The sequence below is a fragment of the Loktanella salsilacus genome (assembly GCF_024206795.1).
In the GTDB taxonomy this organism is placed as follows: Bacteria; Pseudomonadota; Alphaproteobacteria; order Rhodobacterales; family Rhodobacteraceae; genus Loktanella; species Loktanella salsilacus.
Genome location: NZ_CP072994.1, coordinates 755995 through 779075, shown reverse-complemented (window position 1 = coordinate 779075; position 23081 = coordinate 755995). Strand labels below are relative to the sequence as shown.

Annotated in this window: 27 protein-coding genes; 18 read left to right on the top strand and 9 right to left on the bottom strand. The window is 61.3% G+C overall.

What is annotated here, in order from left to right; translation table 11 throughout:
* Positions 1–41 precede the first annotated feature (41 nt).
* Together lysM and KBW81_RS03925 are read left to right on the top strand one after the other, a co-directional pair.
* Complete coding sequence (gene lysM / locus KBW81_RS03930) at positions 42–482, top strand: peptidoglycan-binding protein LysM (RefSeq protein ID WP_090187927.1); 441 nt, start codon at positions 42–44, stop codon at positions 480–482.
* Between the two features lie 79 nt (positions 483–561).
* Entirely contained in the window at positions 562–1245 is a 684-nt protein-coding gene (locus KBW81_RS03925) for a metal-dependent hydrolase (protein WP_254248421.1), read from the top strand.
* Between the two features lie 24 nt (positions 1246–1269).
* Here KBW81_RS03925 and KBW81_RS03920 read toward each other — a convergent pair whose 3' ends face one another.
* Complete coding sequence (locus tag KBW81_RS03920) at positions 1270–1716, bottom strand: nucleoside deaminase (protein WP_254248420.1); 447 nt, start codon at positions 1714–1716, stop codon at positions 1270–1272.
* A gap of 65 nt (positions 1717–1781) precedes the next feature.
* Between KBW81_RS03920 and KBW81_RS03915 the strand changes: the two genes are divergently transcribed.
* The 16 genes from KBW81_RS03915 (at position 1782) to KBW81_RS03840 (ending at position 15342) form a co-directional block, all read left to right on the top strand.
* Positions 1782–2816, top strand: coding sequence for a pseudouridine synthase (locus tag KBW81_RS03915; RefSeq protein WP_254248419.1), 1035 nt, complete (start codon positions 1782–1784; stop codon positions 2814–2816).
* Positions 2817–2896: 80 nt separating this feature from the next.
* Positions 2897–3100: a hypothetical protein gene (locus tag KBW81_RS03910; protein WP_090187917.1), complete on the top strand. Its 204-nt coding sequence runs from the start codon at positions 2897–2899 to the stop codon at positions 3098–3100.
* Entirely contained in the window at positions 3100–3975 is an 876-nt protein-coding gene (locus KBW81_RS03905) for a 5-bromo-4-chloroindolyl phosphate hydrolysis family protein (RefSeq protein ID WP_254248418.1), read from the top strand. Before KBW81_RS03910 ends, KBW81_RS03905 begins: the two co-directional genes overlap by 1 nt.
* Positions 3976–3978: 3 nt before the next feature.
* Positions 3979–5148, top strand: coding sequence for a toxic anion resistance protein (locus tag KBW81_RS03900; RefSeq protein ID WP_254248417.1), 1170 nt, complete (start codon positions 3979–3981; stop codon positions 5146–5148).
* Between the two features lie 3 nt (positions 5149–5151).
* Positions 5152–6138 carry a DUF2927 domain-containing protein gene (locus KBW81_RS03895; RefSeq protein ID WP_245754174.1) on the top strand — a complete coding sequence of 329 codons (987 nt, stop codon included), beginning with the start codon at positions 5152–5154 and terminating at the stop codon, positions 6136–6138.
* Between the two features lie 27 nt (positions 6139–6165).
* Positions 6166–7278, top strand: coding sequence for an SPFH domain-containing protein (locus KBW81_RS03890; RefSeq protein WP_254248416.1), 1113 nt, complete (start codon positions 6166–6168; stop codon positions 7276–7278).
* Between the two features lie 78 nt (positions 7279–7356).
* Positions 7357–7848, top strand: a complete 492-nt coding sequence (locus KBW81_RS03885; protein WP_090187908.1) for a cytochrome b — start codon at positions 7357–7359, stop codon at positions 7846–7848.
* A gap of 69 nt (positions 7849–7917) precedes the next feature.
* A complete protein-coding gene (locus tag KBW81_RS03880) occupies positions 7918–9030 on the top strand; it encodes a TFIIB-type zinc finger domain-containing protein (RefSeq protein ID WP_254248415.1) in 1113 nt (370 codons plus the stop codon).
* 13 nt (positions 9031–9043) lie between these two features.
* The gene (locus KBW81_RS03875; protein WP_254248414.1) at positions 9044–9949 is read left to right on the top strand and encodes a carbohydrate kinase family protein; all 906 of its coding nucleotides are present in this window, start codon (positions 9044–9046) and stop codon (positions 9947–9949) included.
* A gap of 1 nt (position 9950) precedes the next feature.
* A complete protein-coding gene (gene dtd, locus KBW81_RS03870; protein ID WP_254248413.1) occupies positions 9951–10388 on the top strand; it encodes a D-aminoacyl-tRNA deacylase in 438 nt (145 codons plus the stop codon).
* Between the two features lie 64 nt (positions 10389–10452).
* A complete protein-coding gene (locus tag KBW81_RS03865) occupies positions 10453–11616 on the top strand; it encodes an alpha-hydroxy acid oxidase (RefSeq protein WP_254248412.1) in 1164 nt (387 codons plus the stop codon).
* Positions 11617–11807: 191 nt separating this feature from the next.
* On the top strand, positions 11808–12452 hold the full coding sequence (locus tag KBW81_RS03860) for a 50S ribosomal protein L25/general stress protein Ctc (protein WP_090187896.1): 645 nt from the start codon (positions 11808–11810) through the stop codon (positions 12450–12452).
* Between the two features lie 82 nt (positions 12453–12534).
* Entirely contained in the window at positions 12535–13239 is a 705-nt protein-coding gene (pth, locus tag KBW81_RS03855) for an aminoacyl-tRNA hydrolase (RefSeq protein WP_254248411.1), read from the top strand.
* On the top strand, positions 13236–14273 hold the full coding sequence (locus KBW81_RS03850; RefSeq protein ID WP_254248410.1) for a DUF2332 domain-containing protein: 1038 nt from the start codon (positions 13236–13238) through the stop codon (positions 14271–14273). Before pth ends, KBW81_RS03850 begins: the two co-directional genes overlap by 4 nt.
* A 29-nt stretch (positions 14274–14302) precedes the next feature.
* Positions 14303–14677: a DUF2237 family protein gene (locus tag KBW81_RS03845; protein ID WP_254248409.1), complete on the top strand. Its 375-nt coding sequence runs from the start codon at positions 14303–14305 to the stop codon at positions 14675–14677.
* Positions 14674–15342: a DUF4893 domain-containing protein gene (locus KBW81_RS03840; protein ID WP_254248408.1), complete on the top strand. Its 669-nt coding sequence runs from the start codon at positions 14674–14676 to the stop codon at positions 15340–15342. The genes KBW81_RS03845 and KBW81_RS03840 overlap by 4 nt, the downstream gene beginning before the upstream one ends.
* Positions 15343–15352: 10 nt before the next feature.
* Here KBW81_RS03840 and trpB read toward each other — a convergent pair whose 3' ends face one another.
* The 8 genes from trpB to aroA form a co-directional block, all read right to left on the bottom strand.
* The gene (trpB, locus tag KBW81_RS03835) at positions 15353–16579 is read right to left on the bottom strand and encodes a tryptophan synthase subunit beta (protein ID WP_090187883.1); all 1227 of its coding nucleotides are present in this window, start codon (positions 16577–16579) and stop codon (positions 15353–15355) included.
* A gap of 78 nt (positions 16580–16657) precedes the next feature.
* Entirely contained in the window at positions 16658–17299 is a 642-nt protein-coding gene (locus KBW81_RS03830; protein ID WP_254248407.1) for a phosphoribosylanthranilate isomerase, read from the bottom strand.
* Positions 17300–17302: 3 nt separating this feature from the next.
* Positions 17303–17671: a lipopolysaccharide assembly protein LapA domain-containing protein gene (locus tag KBW81_RS03825; RefSeq protein WP_090187878.1), complete on the bottom strand. Its 369-nt coding sequence runs from the start codon at positions 17669–17671 to the stop codon at positions 17303–17305.
* A 37-nt stretch (positions 17672–17708) separates the two neighbouring features.
* Positions 17709–17990: an integration host factor subunit beta gene (gene ihfB, locus KBW81_RS03820; protein ID WP_090187877.1), complete on the bottom strand. Its 282-nt coding sequence runs from the start codon at positions 17988–17990 to the stop codon at positions 17709–17711.
* Between the two features lie 301 nt (positions 17991–18291).
* Entirely contained in the window at positions 18292–19953 is a 1662-nt protein-coding gene (gene rpsA, locus KBW81_RS03815; protein WP_245754187.1) for a 30S ribosomal protein S1, read from the bottom strand.
* A 244-nt stretch (positions 19954–20197) separates the two neighbouring features.
* On the bottom strand, positions 20198–20830 hold the full coding sequence (locus KBW81_RS03810) for an NAD(P)H-dependent oxidoreductase (RefSeq protein WP_254248406.1): 633 nt from the start codon (positions 20828–20830) through the stop codon (positions 20198–20200).
* Between the two features lie 226 nt (positions 20831–21056).
* Positions 21057–21665, bottom strand: a complete 609-nt coding sequence (locus tag KBW81_RS03805) for a (d)CMP kinase (RefSeq protein ID WP_254248405.1) — start codon at positions 21663–21665, stop codon at positions 21057–21059.
* Positions 21662–23014, bottom strand: a complete 1353-nt coding sequence (gene aroA, locus KBW81_RS03800; protein WP_254248404.1) for a 3-phosphoshikimate 1-carboxyvinyltransferase — start codon at positions 23012–23014, stop codon at positions 21662–21664. The genes KBW81_RS03805 and aroA overlap by 4 nt, the downstream gene beginning before the upstream one ends.
* Positions 23015–23081: the final 67 nt, after the last annotated feature.

Here is a 23081-nt window from a genome sequence, read left to right as displayed (position 1 = left end):
GCGCCCCAGCATGGGCCGCGCAATGATCTGAGGATACGACCATGGGACTTTGGAACTTCGTAAAGAACGCTGGCAAGAAGCTGACCGGCCACGGCGACGAGGGCCCCTCGGCTGAGGCGCTGAACAAAGAAGTCACCGATCTGGGCCTCGACGCCAAGGACGTGGACATTAAAGTTGACGGCGACAAAGTCACCGTGACGTCCAAGGGCAAAGCCCTGACGCAAGAAGCAAAAGAAAAGCTGATCCTAGCCGTCGGCAACGTGGACGGCGTGGCTGCGGTTGAAGACGCAGTCGAAGCCGAAGACGCAGCAGAGCCCGTCTTTTACACTGTGAAAAAGGGCGACACCCTGTCCGCCATCGCGCAGGAAACCATGGGTAAAGCCAGCGCTTATCATGCGATTTTCGAGGCCAACAAGCCGATGCTGTCGCACCCCGACAAGATCTATCCGGGCCAGATGCTGCGGATTCCGCAGGACGCCTAAGCCTTTCGCGCTACAACCCTGAACACGGGGGGCAGACCATCCCGGTCTGCCCCCTTTTTCAATTCTGGAGCATGCCCTTATGAATATCATCTGGCTTGGCCATGCCAGCTTTCGCATCGAGATCGAAAACGCTGTGCTGCTGATCGACCCTTGGTTAGACGGCAACCCATCCTTTCCCGCGGACAAACGAGCCGATGCCATCGCTGGCGCGACCCATGTTCTGCTGACGCATGGTCACGGCGATCATACGGCAAATGCCGCCGCGATCTTGAAAGAAACCGGCGCTGTTCTGGTGGGCATCCCTGAAATCTGCGCGCTGCTGGGCGGCGAAGATGCAATTGGCTTTAACAAAGGTGGCACGGTCGATCTGAACGGGGCCAAGGTCACAATGGTGAACGCGGTGCATTCGTCCTCGATCGAAACAGGCGACGGCCCTCGATATGCTGGGCACGAGGCTGGTTTCATGATCGCCGGTGAAGGGCACACGATCTATGTCAGCGGCGATACGGACATCATGGCCGACATGGACTGGATGGGCGACTTGCACAAACCAGATATCGGCATCCTATGTGCTGGTGGTCATTACACTATGGACATGGCCCGCGCGGCCTATGCGGCGAAACGGTATTTCAATTTTACAACCGTGATCCCCTGCCACTATAAAACCTTCCCTGCGCTGGCCCAAGATGCACAAGTGCTGATCGACGGACTGCCGGGTGTGGACGTTAAAACGCCAGAGGTGATGGAACTCATCAGCATCTAGCTCCGAATTTTCCCCGAAAAATCGTCAGCGGCGCTGCGCAAAGAAATCTTTGAGCAACGCCTCTGACGCCGTCGCGTTGATACCGTCATAGACTTGCGGCGCGTGGTGGCACTGCGGCTGGGCAAAAATGCGCGGCCCCTGCGCCACGCCGCCGGATTTCGGATCTGCGGCCCCGTAATACAGCCGTGCGATACGGGCGTTGGAAATGGCGGCGGCGCACATTGGGCAAGGCTCTAGCGTCACATACAGATCATAGCCCGTCAGCCGTTCCTGCCCCAGGGCCGCGCAAGCCGCGCGGATCGCCAGCACTTCGGCATGGGCGGTGGGATCAAACAGTTCCCTTGTCCGGTTGCCAGCCTGCGCCAGCACACCGTCCGGTCCGGCGATCACGGCCCCGACCGGCACCTCGCCGCGGGCGGCGGCGGCCTGCGCTTCATCAAGTGCGATCTGCATGTAGCTGCGAAATGTCATGCCATCGTCATGCCCGCCCCTGCCCCGCTCTGGCAAGCCCCCGCGAAAGGCGCTATGCGTCAGGGATGAGCAATACCCCCCCTGAGGGCGACCGAATCGCCAAAGTTTTGTCCCGCGCCGGCATCGCCTCGCGCAGGGATGCGGAACGTATGATTAGCGAAGGCCGCGTGTCGGTGAATGGCAAGACCATCACCAGCCCCGCGCTGAACATCACGGACCGCGACCGCATCGTTGTGGATGGCAAGCCTGTTGGCCAGCCAGAGGTCGCGCGCCTGTGGCTGTATCACAAGCCGGCTGGCCTTGTGACGTCCGCCAAGGATGAAAAGGACCGCGCGACGGTCTTTGACAACCTGCCAGAAGACATGCCCCGCGTGATGTCGGTCGGACGGCTAGACATCAATTCCGAAGGTTTGCTGCTGTTGACCAACGACGGCGGCATCAAGCGGCGGCTGGAACTGCCCAGCACCGGCTGGCTGCGCCGTTACCGCGTGCGGATCAACGGATCGGTATCAGAGGCGCGCTTGGACGAGCTGCGCAAAGGTATCACCGTGGACGGCATTGATTATCAGCCGATGCTTGTGACCTTTGACCGCCAGCAAGGCGCGAACGCTTGGCTGACGATCAGCATCCGCGAAGGCAAAAACCGTGAAATTCGCCGCGCGATGGAAGCGGTGAATACAACCGTGAACCGTCTGATCCGCGTCAGCTATGGCCCATTCCAACTGGGCAAGCTGGAAGCTGGCGCTGTGGAAGAGGTCAAAGGCCGCGTGCTGCGCGAGCAACTGGGGCTAGAGTCGCCGGAGCCGCAAAAACCGCGCGCCCGCAAGCCCTTGACCCGCGTGATGAAACCCGGCGCTGGCGCGACGCGCGGTGAAGGCGGTCAGGGCGGTCCTGCAAAGGGCAGCGCGGCGCGCAGCGGGCCTGCGAAATCCGGTGACGTGAAATCCGGGCCATCAAAGGCTGGATTTTCAAAGGCTGGCCCTTCAAAGGCTGGGCCTTCTAAATCGGGACCACCAAAGGCTGGGCCTTCAAAGGCTGGGCCTTCTAAATCAGGGCCAAGCAAATCGGCCCCGCCTAAGCGTGGAACACGCCGGGACTGACCTTTGTGGCGAAAATACCTCGCAAATTGGGGTGAGCCTGATTACCTATCGGCTGTAACTGACTGCGCGAGTGTTCCGCCATGGCCCGATTGATACTGTTCCTGACGCTGCTCTGCGGCCTTGCCATCGTCGCGATGGCAGGGATTGCAGCGCTGCGGACGGCATCCACGCAAGAGGACGCCAGCACACCGCAGGGCCTGCCCGGCCCGGTACGCATGATCGCTTTTATCTTTTTATTCGCACTGACCACCGGGGTCAGCACCGGATTGCTGGGGGCTGACTGATGGCGAAATCTTACGGCGGTAAATTTAGCCCCGGCGCTACGCCTGCTGGTCATGTGCAGCAGCGACCTGTGGTTGATCCGGTTGGCGCGCGGGCGAACCTGATGCTGGTGCCGCCGGCAATCTTGCTTTTTGCGTCGCTTGGCAGCGATCCGGCCGGGCTGGCGACAGGGATTGCGGGGGCTGCGGCCTTGGGCCTTGGCGCTTGGCTGCTGCGCGGCGGCTTACGGGCCACGGCGGCATGGCAAGCGCGCAGCGTCGCGCGGCGCCCTGCCCTGCCGCGCAAGATCCTTGCCGCGCTGCTGACAGGTCTTGGCGTCGCGCTTGCCACGGCGACGGGCAGCGACGGGCTGCTTGGCAGTGCCATCTACGGCATCGTCGCCACCGCCGCGCATCTGGCGGCCTTTGGCATTGATCCGTTGCAAAACAAACGCTTGGCTGGCGTCGACAGCTTTCAACAAGACCGCGTCGCCCGCGTCGTCGAAGAGGCAGAAGCGCATTTGTCCGCCATGATGGCGCAGATCACGGCGCTGGGCGACCGTCCACTGCAGACCCGCGTCGCCGCTTTTCAGTCCACCGCCCTCACCATGATTCGCACAGTCGAAGAAGACCCGCGCGATCTGACCTCGGCCCGCAAGTTTCTGGGCGTCTATTTGCAGGGTGCCACGGATGCGACGACCAAGTTCGTCGATCTGACCCGGCGCAAACCCAGTCCCCAGGCCCGCGAGGCCTATGTCGCGCTGCTGGATGATCTGGACCGGAACTTTAATGCCCGCACCGCGCGTTTGTTAGATGACGACCGCAGTGATATGGATATCGAAATCAAGGTGCTGCGCGACCGTCTGGCGCGCGAAGGCATCGCAGACAGACAGGACTGATAGATGGCTGACACGACTCGCGACCGCGCACAGGCAACCCTTGCCGATGTGGAAAAAATGACGGCCGTCGTGCTGCCCGAACCGCCTGCGGAAATGGTCACGCTGGATACCGCCGACAAATCCACATCAGAGGCGATCACCCGACGCATGAACGAGATTGATCTGACGGACACGAACTCTATCGTGACCTTTGGCACTGCCGCGCAGGCCGGACTGCAGCAGATTTCCCAAGATATGCTATCGGGCGTGCGCAATAAGGACGTGGGCCCGGCGGGTGAAAGCCTGCGCAGCATCGTCAGCACGATCCGCGGCTTTTCCGTGGCCGAACTGGACCCGAACCGCAAGCAAAGCTGGTTCGACAAGCTGCTGGGCCGTGCGACGCCGCTTTCGAAATTCGTCGCCAAGTATGAGGACGTGCAGACCCAGATCGACAAGATCACCGACGATCTGCTGGGCCATGAAACCATGCTGATGAAGGATATCGAATCCCTCGACCGGCTGTATACCAAGACGCTGGCGTTTTATGACGAGCTTGGCCTGTATATCGTCGCTGGCGAAGCGCGTCTGGCCCGCATCGACGCCGAAGAAATCCCCGCAAAAGAGGCAGCCGTCGCTGCTGCCCCAGAAGCGGGCAGCGTCATGGAAGCGCAGCAACTGCGCGATCTCCGCTCTGCGCGGGACGATCTGGAACGCCGGGTTCATGATTTAAAACTGACCCGTCAGGTGACGATGCAATCGCTGCCGTCGATCCGGTTGGTGCAGGAAAACGACAAGAGCCTTGTGACCAAGATCAACTCGACCCTGCTGAACACGGTGCCTTTGTGGGAAACGCAACTGGCGCAGGCGGTGACGATCCAGCGGTCGGCCCAAGCGGCTGGCGCGGTGCGCGAGGCGAATGATCTGACCAATGACCTGCTGAAGGCCAACGCCAAGAACCTGCGCGATGCGAATACCGCGATCCGCACGGAAATCGAACGCGGCGTGTTTGATATCGAGGCGGTGAAGGCCGCGAATGCCGATCTGATCGCGACGATCGACGAAAGCCTGTCCATCGCCGACGAAGGCAAGCGCAAGCGCGCCGCGGCAGAGGCTGACCTGCAAAAGATGGAGCAGGATTTGAAAACCACGCTGGCCTCGGCCAAATCGCGCAACACTCCGGCAAAAGGCGCTTAAAACATGACAAAGCGGGCGGCATTGCGTGTTGGGATGATGGCAGCGGGGCTTGCTGCGCTGTCCGCCTGCACGACCCCGGCGGATGTCGCGGTCACGCCGGTGATCCCCCAGCAGGTCGCCCGACCCATTGTGCGCACGCCGCAGCCAGCGCCCGCACCGGAAACGGTGCCGCCCGTCAGTGCCGAAAGCGCGGCGCTTAAAGTATACTATCAACGCCTGCAGAACGATCTGATTACCCAAGGGTTGCTGCGCAGTGACGGCGGCGGCTCGGACACCCCGTTCACCGACACCATGCTGGCGCGAAACTTTGTCCGCATTGCCCTATTTGACGAATACGTCACGGACGGTGATTTCCTGCGCGCACAGGCCACGGAATCGCGCCTGCGGCGGTGGGATCAGCCGATCCGCATGTCAGTCGAATTCGGCCCCTCGGTCACGGCGGATCGACGCAGCAAGGACCGTGCCAGCGTTGCGGCCTATGCCGCGCGGCTGTCGCGGGTATCAGGCGTGCCGATCAGCATGACGGATAATAACGCCAACTATCACGTGCTGTTCTTGTCCGAAGATGACCGCGCCGGGTATGAGACGCGCCTGCGCGAACTGGTGCCCGGTATCGGCGGCAGTAGCCTGCGGGCGATCATGAACCTGCCCCGCGATCAGCTGTGCATCGTCATCGCCTTTTCCGAAGGCGGCTCTGCCAGTTATGCCAAGGCCGTCGCCGTGATCCGCGCCGAACACCCGACCCTGCTGACGACATCGTGCATCCACGAAGAACTGTCGCAGGGCCTTGGACTTGCTAACGACAGCCCGCAGGCGCGGCCTTCGATCTTTAACGACGACGAAGAATTCGGCCTGCTGACCCGCCATGACGAACTGCTGCTTAAAATGCTTTACGACAAGCGCTTTAAAACCGGCATGTCCGCCGCAGAGGCGGCACCGATTGCGCGGGTCATCGCAAAAGAATTGCTGGGCACGGACAAGGCCAGCTGATTAGACCGACTTACATAGGAGCCTGACATGGGTATTCTCGACTTCCTTTCTGGCCAGTTCATCGACGTTATTCAGTGGACCGACGACACCCGCGACACGATGGTCTGGCGGTTTGAACGTCACGGCCACGAGATTAAGTATGGTGCCAAACTGACGGTTCGCGAAGGTCAGGCTGCTGTTTTTGTTCACGAAGGTCAGCTGGCTGACGTGTTCACCCCCGGCATGTATATGCTGGAAACCAACAACATGCCGATTATGACGTCCCTGCAGCATTGGGATCACGGCTTTCAAAGCCCGTTCAAATCGGAAATCTATTTCATCAATACGACCCGCTTTACCGATCTGAAGTGGGGCACCAAGAATCCGATCATGCTGCGCGATCCCGAATTCGGCCCGATCCGCCTGCGCGCCTATGGCACCTATGCGATCAAGGTGAGCGATCCGGCCGTCTTTATGCGCGAAATCGTCGGCACGGATGGAGAGTTTACAGCGGATGAGATCAGCTATCAGATCCGCAATGTCATCGTGCAGGAATTCAGCCGCGCGCTGGCCGCGTCCGGCATTCCCGCACTGGATATGGCGGCGAATACCAAGGACATGGGCGATCTGGTCGCCAAGGCGATTGACGCCACCATGACCGCCTACGGCATCACGATCCCAGAGCTTTATATCGAAAACATCAGCCTGCCAGAGGCTGTGGAAAAGGCGCTGGACGCCCGCACCAGCCGCGGTATCGCGGGCAATCTGGACGAGCATATGAAGTGGAAAGCCGCAGAGGCGATGACCCAGCCGGGTAGCGCGGCAGGCCAAGCGATGGGCATGGGCATGGGCGCAGGTCTGGGCATGCAGATGGGCAACATGGTGCAATCCGGCCCTTGGGGTCAGATGCCGCAGCCAAGCGTCGCCGCTGCGGCCCCGCCGCCGCCGCCCCCTCCGGTGGAGCATGTTTGGCATATCGCCATTGCAGGCCAGACGACGGGTCCGTTTTCTAAGGCCGCAATGGGCCGCAAAGTGACCGAAGGCGCGCTTGGCCGCGATACGATGGTCTGGACCCAAGGTCAGGACGGTTGGAAGCCTGCCGTGGATACGGAACTTGCACAGCTTTTCACCGTCATGCCGCCGCCGCCGCCCGCAGGGTAAAAACTTGTAACGGCCCGCGACGGAACTGTGTTTACCTTGCGTTAGATGTCGGATGGCACAACGCAAGGGACCAGACTGATGGCCGACAAAACCCGCTATTCCAAACTTCAAATCGGCCTGCATTGGCTGATTGCGGTGCTGATCCTTGCAACCTGGTGGCTGGGCGATGGCATGGGCCGCGCCCTGCGGACCCGGATGCAGGAAAACCTAAGCGGGTTTGACGGCAATACATGGCATGTCTGGCTGGGCACGGCGGTGCTACTGCTGGTCGTGATCCGAATGATCGTGCGCTGGATGCAAGGTGCGCCAGCCCCCATTGCGGGCCAACCACCGCTGATGGAAAAAGCCGGGACTTGGGGCCACCGTCTGCTGTATCTGCTGATGTTTCTGGCCCCGGCGATGGGTGCCGTGACGTGGTATCTGAAAATCCGTGCCGTCGGCGATCCGCATGCGCTGGTGGCAAATGCGTTGATGATCGTGGCCTTGGGCCATGCGCTGATCGCGCTTTATCATCACTATTTCCTAAAAGACGCGACCCTGCGCCGCATGACACGCGGCACCGCAGATTAAGCCGCGCTGGCGCCCCGCCGCGCACCGCGCTATCCCTTGGGCAGTTCCGCAAACCTGCCCGAGGGTCCGATGACCGCCGAAGCCCCCCTAGTCGCCCCCCAAAACGACCACCGCTTTCCGTGTCACACCTGCGGGTCCGACCTGCGGTTTGATCCCGCCAGCGCGCAATTGGTTTGTGATCACTGCGGCAACACCGAAGCCATCGGCGGCGGCGCTGGCCCTTTTGGCGGCATGGTCGAACTGGATTTCCGCAAAGCCTTGGACAACGCACTGCCGGGGGCCGAGATGGAGGACACACGCGTCCAGTCCTGCCCCAACTGCGGTGCGCAGTTCGAGCTGGCAGGCGACACACATGCCGCCGAATGCCCCTTTTGCGCAACGCCCGTCGTCACCGACACTGGCCCGCACCGCCAGATTAAACCACGCGGCCTGCTGCCCTTTGCGCTGGACCAAGCCCGCGCCCGCGATGCGATGACCGACTGGCTGGGCAGCCTGTGGTTCGCCCCCGGCGGTCTGACCGAATACGCCCGCAAGGGCCGTGCGATGGACGGCATCTATGTGCCCTACTGGACCTTTGATGCGCAGACGGCCAGCAGTTACACCGGCCAGCGCGGCACCCATTATTACACCACCCGCACCGTGACGCGGGACGGTAAAACCCGCACCATCCGCGAACAGCACACCCGCTGGCGCAGCGCCGCTGGCCGCGTGCAGCGCTTTTTTGACGATGTGTTGGTGCTGGCCTCCACCAGTCTGCCCAAGCAATACACCGACGGGCTAGAGCCGTGGGATCTGTCGGAGCTTGAGCCTTACCAGCCGCAATACCTCGCTGGTTTTATGGCCGAAGGTTATCAGGTCGCACTGCAAGACGGCTTTACCCAAGCGCGCGGTTATATGGACCGGATGATCCTACGCGATGTGAAGTTCGACATCGGCGGGGACGAGCAGCGGGTGACAGGCGTGCAAACGCAGGTGTCAGCGGTGACCTTCAAACATATCCTGCTGCCGGTCTGGATGGCGGCCTATAAATACAACGGCCAGACCTACCGCTTTGTCGTCAATGGCCGCACCGGGCGCGTGCAAGGCGAACGGCCCTATTCCAAGTGGAAGATCGCGTTTGCGGTCCTCCTCGGGCTGGTGTTTGCGCTAACAGTCGGGTATTTCTACGCGATGAACCAATAGGGGGACCTGTCCGATGATCATCTGTTGCGGCGAAGCGCTAATCGACATGCTGCCACGCGAAACGCCTGCCGGCGAAGCCGCCTTTGCCCCCTATGCCGGCGGCGCGGTGTTCAATACGGCGATCGCTTTGGGCCGCTTGGGATCGCAGGTTCAGTTCTTCTCTGGCCTGTCCTCTGACCTATTCGGAGAGCAGTTGCGGACCGTGCTGGCGGACAGCAAGGTCGACAGCAGCCCATCCCATATCTCTGACCGGCCAACAACGCTGGCGTTTGTGCGGCTGCTGAACGGGCACGCGACCTATGCGTTTTACGACGAAAATACCGCTGGGCGGATGCTGACGGCCGCCGACCTGCCCGATATCACCGCCGATGCGCTGTTCTTTGGCGGCATCTCTTTGGTCGTCGAACCCTGCGGCGAGGCGTATAAAGCGCTGATGCTGCGCGAAGCACCGACCAAGCTGACCATGATCGACCCCAACATCCGCCCCGGCTTCATCAAGGACGAGGCCGCCTACCGCGCCCGCCTGAACGCGATGCTGGCCGTGGCCGATATTGTCAAAATCTCGGACGAGGATCTGACGTGGCTGACGGGCAACCACGACGGCGCATCCCTGCTGGGCGACAGCGCAACCCAGGTCGTGCTGATGACCAAAGGGGCCGAAGGCGCGACGATCATCACCCGCCGCGGCCAATTCGACGTGCCCGCCGTCAAGGCAACGGTTGTCGATACGGTCGGCGCTGGCGATACGTTTAACGCGGGCTTCTTAGCCGGGCTGGACCAAGCGGGTCTGCTGTCCAAAGCTGGCGTCGCAGGTGCAACGCACGATCAGCTGCGTGATGCCGCCGCCCTTGGCGCAAAATCTGCCGCTATTACCGTCGCCCGCGCCGGGGCAAATCCGCCTTGGGCGCACGAGCTATAAGATGCGCGCCCTAATCCAGCGGGTCACTCAGGCCAGTGTTGCCATCCACGGTGATACCGTCGGGGCCATTGGTCCCGGCCTGCTGATCCTGATCTGCGCGATGGCGGGTGATGCCCCGGACGCCCCGGCGAAAATGGCCGCCAAGATCGCAAAGCTGCGCATCTTTAAGGATGACGCTGGCAAGATGAACCTGTCCCTGCTGGACACGCATCGCACCGCGCTGATCGTGTCGCAGTTCACGCTGGCCGGCGACACAAGCCGCGGCAACCGCCCCGGCTTTTCCAGCGCTGCCCGCCCAGAAGAAGGCCGCGCAGCGTATGAGGCGTTCATCGCTGAGGTCCAAAAGCTGGGTATCACCACACAAACCGGGCAGTTTGGCGCGGATATGGCGGTGAACCTGACCAATGATGGGCCGATTACCTTGTGGATTGACATCTAGCAGGCATTGCCAGCGCACCCCGAAATTGGCAAGGTAAGCTGACCAATTTGCGAAGGTAGCGCCCATGCCCGTCATCACAACCATCGACGATCTGAAACAGATGCACCGCCGCCGGGCGCCAAAGATGTTCTTTGACTACTGCGAAAGCGGCAGCTGGACCGAACAAACCTTCCGCGAAAATACCTCTGACTTTGACAAACTGCGCCTGCGTCAGCGCATCGCTGTCGATATGTCCAACCGCACGCTGGCCAGCACGATGATTGGCCGCGACGTGGCCATGCCCGTCGCCCTTGCCCCTGTTGGCATGACCGGGATGCAATGCGCCGATGGCGAAATCAAAGCCGCCCGCGCCGCGCTGAAATTCGGCGTGCCCTATACCCTTTCGACCATGTCGATCTGTTCCATCGAAGACGTCGCCAAGGCCACCAAGGCCCCCTTTTGGTTCCAGCTTTACGTCATGCGCGATGAAGAATTCGTTGATAACATCATCAACCGCGCCAAACACGCAGGCTGCGATGCACTGGTGCTGACGCTAGATTTGCAACTTCTTGGCCAGCGGCACAAGGACCTGAAAAACGGCCTGTCTGCCCCGCCGAAACTGACGCCTAAAACGATCCTGAACCTTGCGACCAAGTGGTCTTGGGGGTTGGAGATGCTGCAAACCAAGAACCGCAGCTTTGGCAATATCGTCGGCCACGCAAAATCGGCGACCGATATGTCGTCCCTGTCGTCTTGGACCGCCGAACAGTTCGAGCCGAAGCTTGATTGGGGCATGATCGCGCGCCTCAAGGAAAAATGGGGCGGCAAGCTGATTCTTAAGGGTATCCTTGATGTCGAGGACGCGAAAAAGGCCGTCGCCGTCGGCTGCGACGCCATTGTCGTGTCCAACCACGGCGGCCGCCAGCTGGACGGCGCACTGTCCGCGATCCGCATGCTGCCCGCCATCGTTGCGGCCGTCGGCACCCAGACCGAAGTGCTGATGGACAGCGGTATCCGGTCCGGTCAGGACATCCTGAAGGCCCGCGCGCTGGGGGCCCACGGCGTCATGATCGGCCGCGCTTACATCTATGGCCTTGGCGCGATGGGCGAAGCGGGCGTGACGAAATCGCTCGAAATCTTGGCCCGCGAAATGGATCTGACCATGGCCCTGTGCGGCAAGCGCGACATCGCCGATGTCGACCGCGACGTCCTGCTTGTGCCAAAGGACTTTGAAGGCGACTGGGCCTAACGCCTCCCATCATCTTGCCAGATACACTCCCGCCGGAGGCACCGACCCCGCACCCGGCACCACCGCCAGCCACGGGGCGCACATTTTAATATACGCACCCTCTTTCAAAACAGACCAAGGAACGCTATAGGCGCGACTTCATCGGACCGCACACCCTTGGAGGGCGGTCCCACTACATTTGGAGAATACCAATGGCTGACAAGATCCCTGATCTGCACGCCGAGGTCCGCGCGGGGACAGGCAAGGGGGCCGCCCGCACAGCCCGTCGTAACGGAATGGTTCCTGGCGTTGTTTATGGTGGCGGTGTTGACCCCGTTGCCCTGCAACTGGACTTTAACAAGCTGCTGACGCGTCTGCGTAAGGGCCGCTTCATGTCCACGCTGTTCAACCTGAAGGTTGAAGGCCACGACGACGTCCGCGTCATCTGCCGCGGCGTTCAGCGCCACGTTGTGAAAGACCTGCCAACGCACATCGACTTTATGCGCCTTAAGCGTACAAGCCGCGTGAACATCTTCCTTCCTGTTGAGTTCATCAACGAAGAAGAGTGCAAGGCGCTGAAATCCGGTGGCGGCACGCTGACCGTAGTTCGCAACGAAGTCGAGATGAACGTCCTGGCCGGTGAAATCCCCGACCACCTGACGATCGACCTGGCTGGCCGTGCGATGGGCGATACCATCCACTTCAGCGACGTACAGCTTCCCGAAGGCGCAAAGCCGGTCATCTCTGACCGTGACTTCGTCATCGCCAACATTGCAGCACCTAAGACGATGACTGCCGATGATGAAGATGATGTCGCAGCTGACGAAGTTCCAGCGACCGAAGTCGACGGCGAATAAGACGACCGAACGGGGGCCCTGCGGGGCCCCTTTTCACATCAGGCCCCTTTTCCATGCGCCGCGCGCGGGTTAACGATGGGTCATGAAAATACTTGTTGGTCTTGGTAATCCCGGTTCGCAATATGCGGGCCACCGTCATAACATCGGGTTCATGGCGATGGACCGGATCGCGTCCGATCACGGCTTTGGCCCATGGCGCGCAAAATTCAACGGCGATGTGTCCGAAGGCCGGCTTGGCGCGGACAAGGTGCTGCTGCTGAAACCCACCACATTCATGAACGATTCGGGACGATCGGTTCAGGCTGCCTGCGCCTTTCATAAAGTCGCGCCTGCCGATGTGATCGTGTTCCATGATGAACTGGACCTTGCGCCTAGCAAGGTGCGGCTGAAAACAGGCGGCGGTCATGCGGGGCACAACGGGCTGCGGTCGATCCATGCGCATCTGGGGCCTGAATACGACCGCGTGCGCCTTGGCATTGGGCATCCTGGGCACAAGGACCGGGTCGCGGGCTATGTGCTGCACGACTTTGCCAAAGCGGATCAGGACTGGCTGGACGACGTGATGCGCGGCATATCTGACGGCATCGGGCAGTTGATCGACGGGCACGGCGACAAATTCCTGAATGCGATTGCCCTGCGCGCCGCGCCGCCCCGGTCTTCGACGACAAAGCCCGGCAAAGCCCCCGCCTCTGCCCCCGCGTCCAGCCCCGCCCCCGCCCCATCCGAAGCCGCACCACAAGAAGACACCCGCAGCGCACTGGAGCGTTTGAAAGACCGTTTCCGATGATGCCTCAGGCCATCGCCGCGTCGTTCATCGATCAGGCGGTGCATTGTGCAAACATGGAATCGCCCTTTATGGCGCGGCTGTGCACTTTGTTGACCCAGCGCGAATGGCCTGAAGGCCAGATCCGGGACCGGGTCTTTCACTGGCTGGGTGACACGGGCGCAAAAGGGCAAAGCGTGCCGCTGCGCCTGTGCGGTGCGCTGCATGCCCTTCGGTTGAACGGGGATGACGCCTTGATGCTGGCCTATCCGCCCCATAATGTCAGCGATGATGCGCTATGGCAGGCGGTTAGCGCGGCGCTGGTGGAACACGCGGCCTTTATCGACCGCTTTATCGACAATGCGCCGCAAACCAACGAGGTGCGCCGCGCTGCGGGCATCATCGCCGCACTGCACTGGCTGCACGCACGTCATCCGCTGCCCGTGCGACTGACAGAGCTTGGGGCCAGCGCAGGGCTGAACCTGATGTGCGACCGCTTTGCCCTATCGCTGCCAGATATGCGCTATGGACCGGATGATGCCGCGCTGACGTTGTCGCCGACATGGACCGCGCCTGTGCCGCCCTGCGCTGCGCCTGTTGTCGTGGACCGCCTTGGTGTCGATCTAAACCCGCTGGACCCGCAAAACCCCGATGACGCCCTGCGCTTGCAAGCCTACCTGTGGGCGGATCAACCGCATCGGCTGGACATGACCCGCGCTGCCATGGCAATTGCGGGCGCGCCTGTCATCAAAGGCGATGCCATCGACGAGCTGACGCCCCGCCTGCCCCATGTGCGCGGCCAATTGCACCTGATCTATCACACGATTGCATGGCAATATTTCCCCGCTGACCGCCAAGCCCTAGGCCGCGCCCGCATCGAGGCCGCCGGAGCATGCGCAACCGATGACACTCCGCTGGCATGGCTGGGGATGGAGGCGGACGGCACTGACGCCCCCGGTGCTGCACTGACCTTGCGCCTGTGGCCGGGGAATGTGACCGTACAGTTGGCGCGGATCGATTTTCACGGACGCTGGATTGACTGGATCGCCCCAGACTGACGCCGCCCGCCATAACGTTAGGATACCGCATGGAAAAAGACCCCTCTTTCAACGTTCTTGGCAGCACGTTGCAGACCTGCTCGACCGCGCCCATGACTGGGTTCTTTCGGAACGGGGCCTGCGACACCTGCGCTGCCGATCAAGGCAGCCACACGGTCTGCGCCGTAATGACGGCAGAGTTTCTGGCATTCTCAAAATACCTAGGCAACGATCTGACCACGCCGCGGCCAGAGTTCGGCTTTGCCGGCCTAAACCCAGGAAGCAGTTGGTGCCTGTGCGCCAGCCGCTTTTTGCAAGCTCATGACGAAGGCTGCGCGCCGCAGGTGAACTTGTACGCGACCCACGTCCGCGCCTTGGAAAACGTGCCCATCGATGTGCTGCGGCTGTATGCGGTATCCCTGTGATCCGCGCCGTTTCCCTTGCGCTGCTTCTACCCACCGTTGTCTTCGCGCAAGACGCGTCCCCTATCCGCGGCGCAGATCAGGCGCGGCTGGATGCTTTTGACGCAACCGCCGGATCGGCGCTGCTGCAGGCCTTTGCGGGTGGCGGCTTGGGTGATGTGGACCTGCTACAGGAAGTCCTGTCAGGCACCGCTTTGGCACCGCTGGCCACCAGCCTGCCCGGCGACTGGACCTGCCGCACGCTGAAGCTGGGCGGGGATTTAAGTGCGCTTGTTACTTATGCGCCCTTCGACTGCACAATCACCGCAGACGGCGCTGCCTTTGTCATTGATAAGACAAGCGGCTCTCAACGCCTGACGGGGCAGATTACACTGGTTGATGGTGAGATGATCCTGACCGGTACCGGCTATGTCACGGATACCGCGCCCATGCCCTATGCCGATCTGCCGCCTGAGAATACCAGCGACGGCACCCTATGGCCCGTCGTCGGTATCGTCACCCAGCCAGAGCCGGACCGGATTCGCATTCTGATGCCGCAGCCCTTGCTGGAATCTGATCTGGATATTTTGGACCTGCGCCGCAAACCAGCGCCAGAGGCACCAGAAGAAGCAGCCCCCACCAAAGAGGCGGACGCCGCCCTGATCCCGGACGACGCCCCTGTTGAATGACCCGCTAAGGTCAGATTTTCATATCAAACCCAAGGTGCTTGGCGACGGTAAAGATGTCTTTGTCGCCGCGCCCACACATGTTCATCACCAGCAGGTGATCCTTTGGCAGGGTCGGTGCGATCTTCATCACATGGGCCAGCGCGTGCGACGGCTCTAGCGCGGGAATGATGCCTTCTAGCGCGCAGGACAGCTGGAACGCCTCAAGCGCCTCAACATCCGTGATGGACACATATTGTGCGCGGCCGATGTCATGCAGCCAAGCATGCTCTGGCCCGATGCCGGGATAATCAAGGCCGGCCGAGATGCTGAACCCTTCAAGGATCTGGCCGTCATCGTCCTGCAGCAGATAGGTGCGGTTGCCGTGCAGAACGCCGGGGCGCCCGCCAGTCAAGGACGCACAATGCTCCATCTTGGCATTCACGCCTTTGCCGCCAGCCTCGACCCCGATGATGTTCACCGATTTGTCGTCAAGGAAGGGAAAGAACAGGCCCATGGCGTTCGACCCGCCACCGATCGCAGCAATCAGCGTGTCAGGCAAACGGCCCTCAGCAGCGTGCATCTGTTCGCGGGTTTCTTTGCCGATGATGGCCTGAAAATCGCGGACCATCGCAGGATAAGGGTGCGGGCCAGCCACAGTGCCGATGCAATAAAAGGTGTCGCGCACGTTGGTCACCCAGTCGCGCAGCGCGTCGTTCATCGCGTCCTTCAGCGTGCCACGACCAGAGGTCACGGGCACGACTTCCGCCCCCAGTAGGCGCATGCGGAACACGTTGGGGGCCTGACGTTCAACGTCGTGGGCACCCATGTAAACAACACACTTCAGACCAAACTTGGCGCAGACCGTCGCGGTGGCCACGCCGTGCTGCCCTGCCCCGGTTTCAGCGATGATCCGGGTTTTGCCCATGCGGCGCGCCAGAATGATCTGGCCCAGCACGTTGTTGATCTTATGCGCGCCGGTGTGGTTCAGCTCGTCGCGCTTCATATAGACCTTGGCACCGCCCAGATGGTCGGTAAGCCGTTCGGCAAAGTATAGCGGGCTGGGACGGCCAACGTAGTGGGTCCACAGATCGTTCATCTCGGCCCAGAAACTGTCGTCCGTCTTGGCCTTTTCGTATTCTTCCTCAAGGCTCAGGATCAGCGGCATCAATGTCTCTGACACGAAACGCCCGCCGAAATCGCCAAAACGACCCTTTTCGTCGGGCCCATTCATAAAGCTGTTGAAAAGATCTTCAGGCATGGCCCATCCCCCGTAAAATTGTTGAGCTAGCAGTAAACCCGTGCGCGCCAAGGGTAAAGCGGGCAGCACGCCGCAGGGTTAGACGCTGCGCACCGCCGCGCAGAAATCGCGGATCATATCGGCATCTTTAACGCCCGGGCTGCTTTCGACGCCAGATGACACATCGACTTGCGGCGCGCCGGTCAGACGGATCGCCTCTGCCACGTTGGACGGACGCAGACCGCCGGCCAACATCCAAGGCACAGACCAGCTGCGCCCTTGCAGCAAACGCCAGTCAAAGGTCAGGCCATTGCCGCCGGGCAACACAGCTGTTTTCGGCGGCTTAGCGTCGACCAAGATTTCTTCGCAGACGGCCATGTAGGCGTAGAGCGCCTCCAAGTCTTCTGCGTCGCCGATGCCGACAGCCTTCATCACAGGCACACCGGTGCGGGTGCGAATCTCTGCCACGCGGTCGGGCGATTCGTGGCCGTGCAGTTGCAACAGGTCGACGGGCACGCGGGCTAGCAAGGTATCAAGCACCTCGTCCGTCGGGTTCACGGTCAGCGCGACCTTGCGCACGCCCAAAGGGACGGTCAGTGCAAGTTCGGCTGCGGCATCTAACGTCAAGTGGCGCGGGGATTTTTCAAAGAAAACCAAACCGATATCATCGGCACCACAGGCCACGGCTGTTGAGACGTCCTGCGGAGTCCGCAGGCCGCAAATCTTGATACGCGTTGTCATACCTTAGGCAGTCTGCCGCTTGGGTGCGTCCAGCAGAGCAAGCACATCGTCACCCTTTTTCGGGCTGGCACTGACAGACCGTAGCTGGGCGACTTCGGCGCGCAGACGCTCAATCTCGCGCGCACGGGCGCGGGCTTCGACGCGTTCGGGGTATTCACGAATCCATTCCCAGACCAGCCCCAGCAGCAGACCAGCACCGACGGCCAGAAAGATCACGATGAACAGCGGCAGCGTGATTTGCGGGGAAATGCCAAACAGATTGGCAAAGGCAGTCGGCATCGCCTGCAAGGTCGTCGCGTCGCGGTTCGCAAGCCCAACAAGGATCAGAACCACGGCCACAATGGCCCAAAAGACGTATTTCAGGGTTTTCATCCGGTCGCGATCCTTATTTGTTTTCTAAAGCAGCGCGTTACGCGCCGTTCAGACGGTCGCGCAGCAACTTACCTGTTTTGAAGAATGGCACATGCTTCTCGTCGACTTCAACCGCTTCCCCCGTCCGCGGGTTCCGTCCGGTACGGCCATCACGTTTTTTCACCGAAAATGCGCCGAAGCCCCGCAGTTCAACCCTGTCACCTTGGACCAGGGCACCTGTGATCTCTTCAAAGATCGTGGTTACGATGCGTTCGACGTCACGTTGGAACAGATGTGGGTTCTGTTCAGCAATCTTTTGAATAAGTTCCGAGCGAATCATGTGTCACCTCGCAGGCACAAACAGCTAAAATTGGCAGACCTGCCATATGCTTGACCATAGACCGGATGCCCCAGTCAAGAAATAGCCCGCATACACGTAAAGGTGTAAAAATTCTTGGTTTTCCGGCAAGAACCGGCCGATCAGCCCCGCAAAACCCAACCCGACTTTGGTCGCGGGACAATTGCGCGCCCGCGCGGCGGGCCTATTCGAGCAGCGATTCGGGTTATGGAAATTGAAAAAGGCCCCGCCGGATCAACCGGCGAGGCCTTCTTATTTCAGATCGTCAGGTGACGGTCCGGGTTTAGTTGTCGCCTTTCAGCGCTGCACCCAGAATGTCGCCCAGCGACGCGCCGGAGTCGGAGGAACCATACTGATCGATGGCCTCTTTCTCTTCTGCGATCTCGCGTGCCTTGATCGACAGGCCCAGCTTGCGGGTCTTGGAGTCGATGTTGGTGACGCGCACGTCGATCTTGTCGCCAGCACCGAAACGCTCAGGGCGCTGCTCGGCACGGTCACGGGACAGGTCAGAGCGACGGATGAAGGATTTCATGCCCTCATACTCGACCTCGATGCCGCCGTCTTCGATCTTGGTGACCTCAACGGTGATGATCGAACCGCGCTTCACGCCGCCAATGGCGTCGGCAAACGGGTCAGCGTCCAGAGCTTTGATCGAGAGCGAGATACGCTCTTTCTCGACGTCAACTTCGGAAACCTTGGCTTTGACGATGTCGCCCTTGCGGAAGTCACCGATGATGTCTTCACCGCGACCATCCCACGACAGGTCGGACAGGTGAACCATGCCGTCGATGTCGCCTTCAAGGCCAACGAACAGACCGAATTCGGTGATGTTCTTGACTTCGCCTTCGACTTCAGTGCCCTCGGGGTGGGTTTCTGCAAACACTTCCCATGGGTTACGCTGAGTCTGCTTAAGGCCAAGGGAAACGCGACGCTTGGCAGAGTCGATTTCCAGCACCATGACTTCGACTTCTTGCGAGGTCGACACGATCTTGCCTGGGTGCACGTTCTTCTTGGTCCAAGACATTTCGGACACGTGAACCAGACCTTCAACGCCTGGCTCCAGCTCCACGAATGCGCCGTAGTCCGTGATGTTGGTCACGCGGCCAGTGTGGTTGGAATCAAGTGTGTACTTGGCTTCGACTGCATCCCACGGATCGGCCTGCAGCTGCTTCATGCCAAGGCTGATACGGTGAGTTTCTTTGTTGATCTTGATGACTTGCACCTTGATCGTCTCGCCGATCGACAGGATCTCGGACGGGTGGTTGACCCGGCGCCAAGCCATATCGGTGACGTGCAGCAGACCATCAACGCCGCCCAGATCAACGAACGCACCGTATTCGGTGATGTTCTTGACCACGCCGTCAACTTCCTGACCTTCGGTCAGGTTGCCGATGACTTCAGCACGCTGCTCTGCACGGGATTCTTCGAGGATCGCACGGCGCGACACAACGATGTTGCCCCGGCGGCGGTCCATCTTCAGGATTTGGAAAGGCTGCTTCAGACCCATCAGCGGGCCAGCGTCGCGCACGGGGCGGACGTCAACCTGAGAGCCGGGCAAGAAGGCAACAGCGCCGCCGAGGTCGACAGTAAAGCCACCCTTCACGCGGCCAAAGATCGCGCCATCGACACGCTCTTCGTCAGCATAAGCTTTTTCCAGACGGTCCCACGCTTCTTCGCGGCGAGCCATTTCACGCGAAATGACGGCTTCGCCACGGGCGTTTTCCACCTGGCGCAGGAACACTTCGACTTCGTCGCCAACCTTCAGGTTGGGTTCTTCGCCGGGTTCTGCAAATTCTTTAAGATCGATGCGGCCTTCCATCTTGTAGCCGACGTCGATGATGGCCTGACCGGCTTCGATCGCGATGACCTTGCCTTTGACGACCGAGCCCTCTGCGGGCGTATCAATTTCGAAGCTTTCGTTCAGAAGGGCTTCGAATTCTTCCATGCTTGTGTTGCTTGCCATGTGGCGCTGATTTCCTAATCTTGTGTTTTTATACGGGCCGTGCGGTTGTCTCCGCCGGTCTTTGGATTGCGGTTTGGCCGGTGCGGCGAGTCGAACATAAAACAACAGGGCCGGTGTGATACCGACCCTGCTCGAGTCTCATGCCCGCACCTGTCTCGATGCTTCGGCCCGCCCCATATACAGCGTGGACCGTTTTATCGCAAGCCCTAGGGCTGGACAGGCGAGATTAGGCCACGTGTGTGAACAGAACCTTTGGATCGCGGCGCACCTTGGCTTGACCGTTCAGCCAGTCGCCTTCGGCAGCGCGGTAGCCCAGCGGTAAAATGCAGACGGATTTCAATCCCTTGGCACGCAGGCCGAGAATTTCGTCAAACTTGGCAGGCTCGAAGCCTTCCATTGGGGTGGCGTCAACCTTCTGCTCTGCTGCGGCGACCATTGCCACGCCAAGCGCGATATAAGCCTGACGCGCGGCATGCTGAAAGTTCACCTCGGCGTCGCGGCCAACGTAGTTGCCCTTTAGGTTCTTGTAGTATTCCTTGATGTTGTCGCTCACGCCGCCACGCGCTTCGCCGGTCTCATCGCGGACCATGTCGATGCGTTCTGCGGTGTAATTATCCCAGGCCGCGAACACGAGGACATGGCTACCGTCGACCAGCTGCTGCTGACCGTATGCGGCCTCGGACAGCTTGGCGCGGGTGTCTTTGTTAGTGACAACGAAGACTTCGAATGGCTGCAGACCGCTGGATGTCGGGGCTAGACGCAGGGCGTCAAGGATTGCCTGCACCTTGTCTTCGGAAACGGATTTGTCGGCGTCCATTTTCTTGGTGGCATAGCGCCAGTTCAGATCATCAATCAGCATAAGAGCTCTCTTTCGTGATGCGGCGGCGTCCACATCGGACGACCTGTCCCCTGCCAGATAGGGCATTCCAAACGGGTCCGCAGCATCCCGCTTTGCACATGGTCTGTGCAGCGCTGCACTGGGTGCGGCGCGTCCCGCGAACGGAAGATCGGGGTGAGAGGTGGATTGCGGGGGCCAGCCCCCGCGCCCCCGAGGTATTTTTAACCAGAAGTAGGAGGACGCTGGGCTAAGCGCGCTTTGCGGTCACGATAGTGATGGCCTCAGCCAGCGCCTCTGCGGCGGTCATGGACGTGGTGTCGATCAAGGTTGCGTCGGCGGCGGCGATCAAGGGGGCCTCTGCCCGGTTTTGGTCGCGGTCGTCGCGGGCGCGCACTTCGTCAAGGATCGCGGCAAGGTCGGTTTGCACACCTTTGGCGGTGAGTTCGGCAAAGCGCCGGTCGGCGCGGATTTCCGCGCTGGCGGTGACGAAGAGTTTCACGTCCGCGTCAGGGCAAATCACCGTGCCAATATCGCGCCCGTCCAGCACCGCGCCGCCGTCCCGGCGGGCAAAGCTGCGCTGAAAGGCTACGAGTGCGGCGCGCACGTCGGGAATAACCGCAACGCGGCTGGCGGCCTCTGCCACAGCTTGTGTACGCAGGGTGTCCGCATTCAGGTCGGATGGATCAAGGGCCTGCGCAACCGCGACCGGATCACCGCCCGCAATCACGCCAGCGCCGACGGCGCGGTAAAGTAGTCCGGTGTCCAGATAAGCAAAGCCGAAATGCGCGGACAAGGCTTGGGCGAGCGTGCCTTTGCCGGCAGCGGCGGGGCCGTCGATGGCGATGGTGAAGCTCATCCGTTCGCCCGGCTGACCTGCGCGCCGAGTTGCGCCATCAGCGGTTCAAATATCGGGAAGGACGTGGTGATCGGGCTGCCGTCATCAACGCTCATTGGCTTTTGCGAGGCCATGCCCATGACCATAAAGGCCATCGCGATGCGGTGGTCGAGGCGGCTTTCGACCGTGGCCCCGCCGGGCACATTGCCAGCGCCAAGGCCCGTAACCTGCCACCAGTCGTCGCCTTCGGCCACGTCGATGCCAGCGGCGCGCAGGCCCTTGGCCATCGCGTCGATGCGGTCGCTTTCCTTGACGCGGAGTTCCCGCACGCCCTGCATATCGGTGACGCCCGTGGCAAAACACGCCACGACGGACAGCACAGGGTATTCGTCAATCATGCTGGCCGCCCGGGCAGGCGGGACGCTGTTGCCCTTCATATCAGGCGAATAACGGGCGCGCAGGTCGGCGACAGGCTCGCCGCCCTCGATGCGCTCGTTCTCATAGGTCAGGTCGGCGCCCATTTCGCGCAGGGTGGTGAACAGACCCGCCCGCGTTGGGTTCAGGCCGATCCCGGGCACCAGCACGTCAGAGCCGGGCACGATCAGCGCCGCGCACACCGGAAAGGCCGCGCTGCTGGGATCGCGCGGCACAGCGATCTGCTGCGGCTGCAGTTCTGGCTGGCCTTGCAGGGTGATGACGCGGCCCTCGTCTGTGTCCTCGACGTCAATTTCGGCACCGAAGCCGGCAAGCATCCGTTCAGTATGATCGCGCGTGGCTTCTTTTTCGATCACGACCGTCTGGCCGGGGGCGTTCAGGCCGGCGAGCAGCACGGCGGATTTCACCTGCGCCGAAGGCACCGGCACGACGTAGCGCACAGGCACCGGGTGCGCCGCACCGACAATGGTCATCGGCAGACGCCCGCCTTCACGGCCCACGGCGCGGGTGCCGAACAAGGCAAGCGGATCGGTCACGCGGCCCATGGGGCGGCTGCACAGGGATGCATCCCCGGTAAATGTCGCGGTGATGCCGGTGGTCGCCATCGCGCCCATGATCAGACGCACGCCGGTGCCGGAATTCCCGCAGTCGATAACGCCCGCAGGTTCGGCAAAGCCGCCAACGCCCACGCCCTGCACCGACCATTCGCCGCCGCCGTGGTCCGTGACCGTCGCGCCAAAGGCCCGCATCGCCTTTGCCGTATCCAGCACATCGTCGCCTTCGAGCAGGCCGGTGATCCGCGTTTCGCCCACGCACATCGCGCCAAGGATCAGCGAGCGATGAGAGATCGACTTGTCCCCCGGCACTTCGGCCACGCCGGTCAGCGGCCCGCAAGCGCGAGAGGTCATCGGAACGGGGGTGCCATGGCCGGACATAGGGGCTTCCTTTGCAAATTCGGCCCCTGCTTAGCCCAGCCGCCGATCCGGGTCGAGGGGCGCCAGA

Bases quoted from the DNA above. Each gene is read 5' to 3' on its own strand.
- KBW81_RS03900 (WP_254248417.1), top strand. From the start codon at position 3,979: ATGGCTGACACGACTCGCGACCGCGCACAGGCAACCCTTGCCGATGTG.
- KBW81_RS03845 (WP_254248409.1), top strand. From the start codon at position 14,303: ATGGAAAAAGACCCCTCTTTCAACGTTCTTGGCAGCACGTTGCAGACC.
- KBW81_RS03885 (WP_090187908.1), top strand. From the start codon at position 7,357: ATGGCCGACAAAACCCGCTATTCCAAACTTCAAATCGGCCTGCATTGG.
- pth (WP_254248411.1), top strand. From the start codon at position 12,535: ATGAAAATACTTGTTGGTCTTGGTAATCCCGGTTCGCAATATGCGGGC.
- KBW81_RS03915 (WP_254248419.1), top strand. From the start codon at position 1,782: ATGAGCAATACCCCCCCTGAGGGCGACCGAATCGCCAAAGTTTTGTCC.
- KBW81_RS03860 (WP_090187896.1), top strand. From the start codon at position 11,808: ATGGCTGACAAGATCCCTGATCTGCACGCCGAGGTCCGCGCGGGGACA.
- KBW81_RS03880 (WP_254248415.1), top strand. From the start codon at position 7,918: ATGACCGCCGAAGCCCCCCTAGTCGCCCCCCAAAACGACCACCGCTTT.
- KBW81_RS03825 (WP_090187878.1), bottom strand. From the start codon at position 17,671: ATGAAAACCCTGAAATACGTCTTTTGGGCCATTGTGGCCGTGGTTCTG.
- KBW81_RS03905 (WP_254248418.1), top strand. From the start codon at position 3,100: ATGGCGAAATCTTACGGCGGTAAATTTAGCCCCGGCGCTACGCCTGCT.
- KBW81_RS03890 (WP_254248416.1), top strand. From the start codon at position 6,166: ATGGGTATTCTCGACTTCCTTTCTGGCCAGTTCATCGACGTTATTCAG.
- KBW81_RS03910 (WP_090187917.1), top strand. From the start codon at position 2,897: ATGGCCCGATTGATACTGTTCCTGACGCTGCTCTGCGGCCTTGCCATC.
- rpsA (WP_245754187.1), bottom strand. From the start codon at position 19,953: ATGGAAGAATTCGAAGCCCTTCTGAACGAAAGCTTCGAAATTGATACG.
- KBW81_RS03830 (WP_254248407.1), bottom strand. From the start codon at position 17,299: ATGACAACGCGTATCAAGATTTGCGGCCTGCGGACTCCGCAGGACGTC.
- dtd (WP_254248413.1), top strand. From the start codon at position 9,951: ATGCGCGCCCTAATCCAGCGGGTCACTCAGGCCAGTGTTGCCATCCAC.
- aroA (WP_254248404.1), bottom strand. From the start codon at position 23,014: ATGTCCGGCCATGGCACCCCCGTTCCGATGACCTCTCGCGCTTGCGGG.
- ihfB (WP_090187877.1), bottom strand. From the start codon at position 17,990: ATGATTCGCTCGGAACTTATTCAAAAGATTGCTGAACAGAACCCACAT.
- KBW81_RS03875 (WP_254248414.1), top strand. From the start codon at position 9,044: ATGATCATCTGTTGCGGCGAAGCGCTAATCGACATGCTGCCACGCGAA.
- KBW81_RS03865 (WP_254248412.1), top strand. From the start codon at position 10,453: ATGCCCGTCATCACAACCATCGACGATCTGAAACAGATGCACCGCCGC.
- KBW81_RS03925 (WP_254248421.1), top strand. From the start codon at position 562: ATGAATATCATCTGGCTTGGCCATGCCAGCTTTCGCATCGAGATCGAA.
- KBW81_RS03850 (WP_254248410.1), top strand. From the start codon at position 13,236: ATGATGCCTCAGGCCATCGCCGCGTCGTTCATCGATCAGGCGGTGCAT.
- KBW81_RS03810 (WP_254248406.1), bottom strand. From the start codon at position 20,830: ATGCTGATTGATGATCTGAACTGGCGCTATGCCACCAAGAAAATGGAC.
- trpB (WP_090187883.1), bottom strand. From the start codon at position 16,579: ATGCCTGAAGATCTTTTCAACAGCTTTATGAATGGGCCCGACGAAAAG.
- KBW81_RS03920 (WP_254248420.1), bottom strand. From the start codon at position 1,716: ATGACATTTCGCAGCTACATGCAGATCGCACTTGATGAAGCGCAGGCC.
- KBW81_RS03805 (WP_254248405.1), bottom strand. From the start codon at position 21,665: ATGAGCTTCACCATCGCCATCGACGGCCCCGCCGCTGCCGGCAAAGGC.
- lysM (WP_090187927.1), top strand. From the start codon at position 42: ATGGGACTTTGGAACTTCGTAAAGAACGCTGGCAAGAAGCTGACCGGC.
- KBW81_RS03895 (WP_245754174.1), top strand. From the start codon at position 5,152: ATGACAAAGCGGGCGGCATTGCGTGTTGGGATGATGGCAGCGGGGCTT.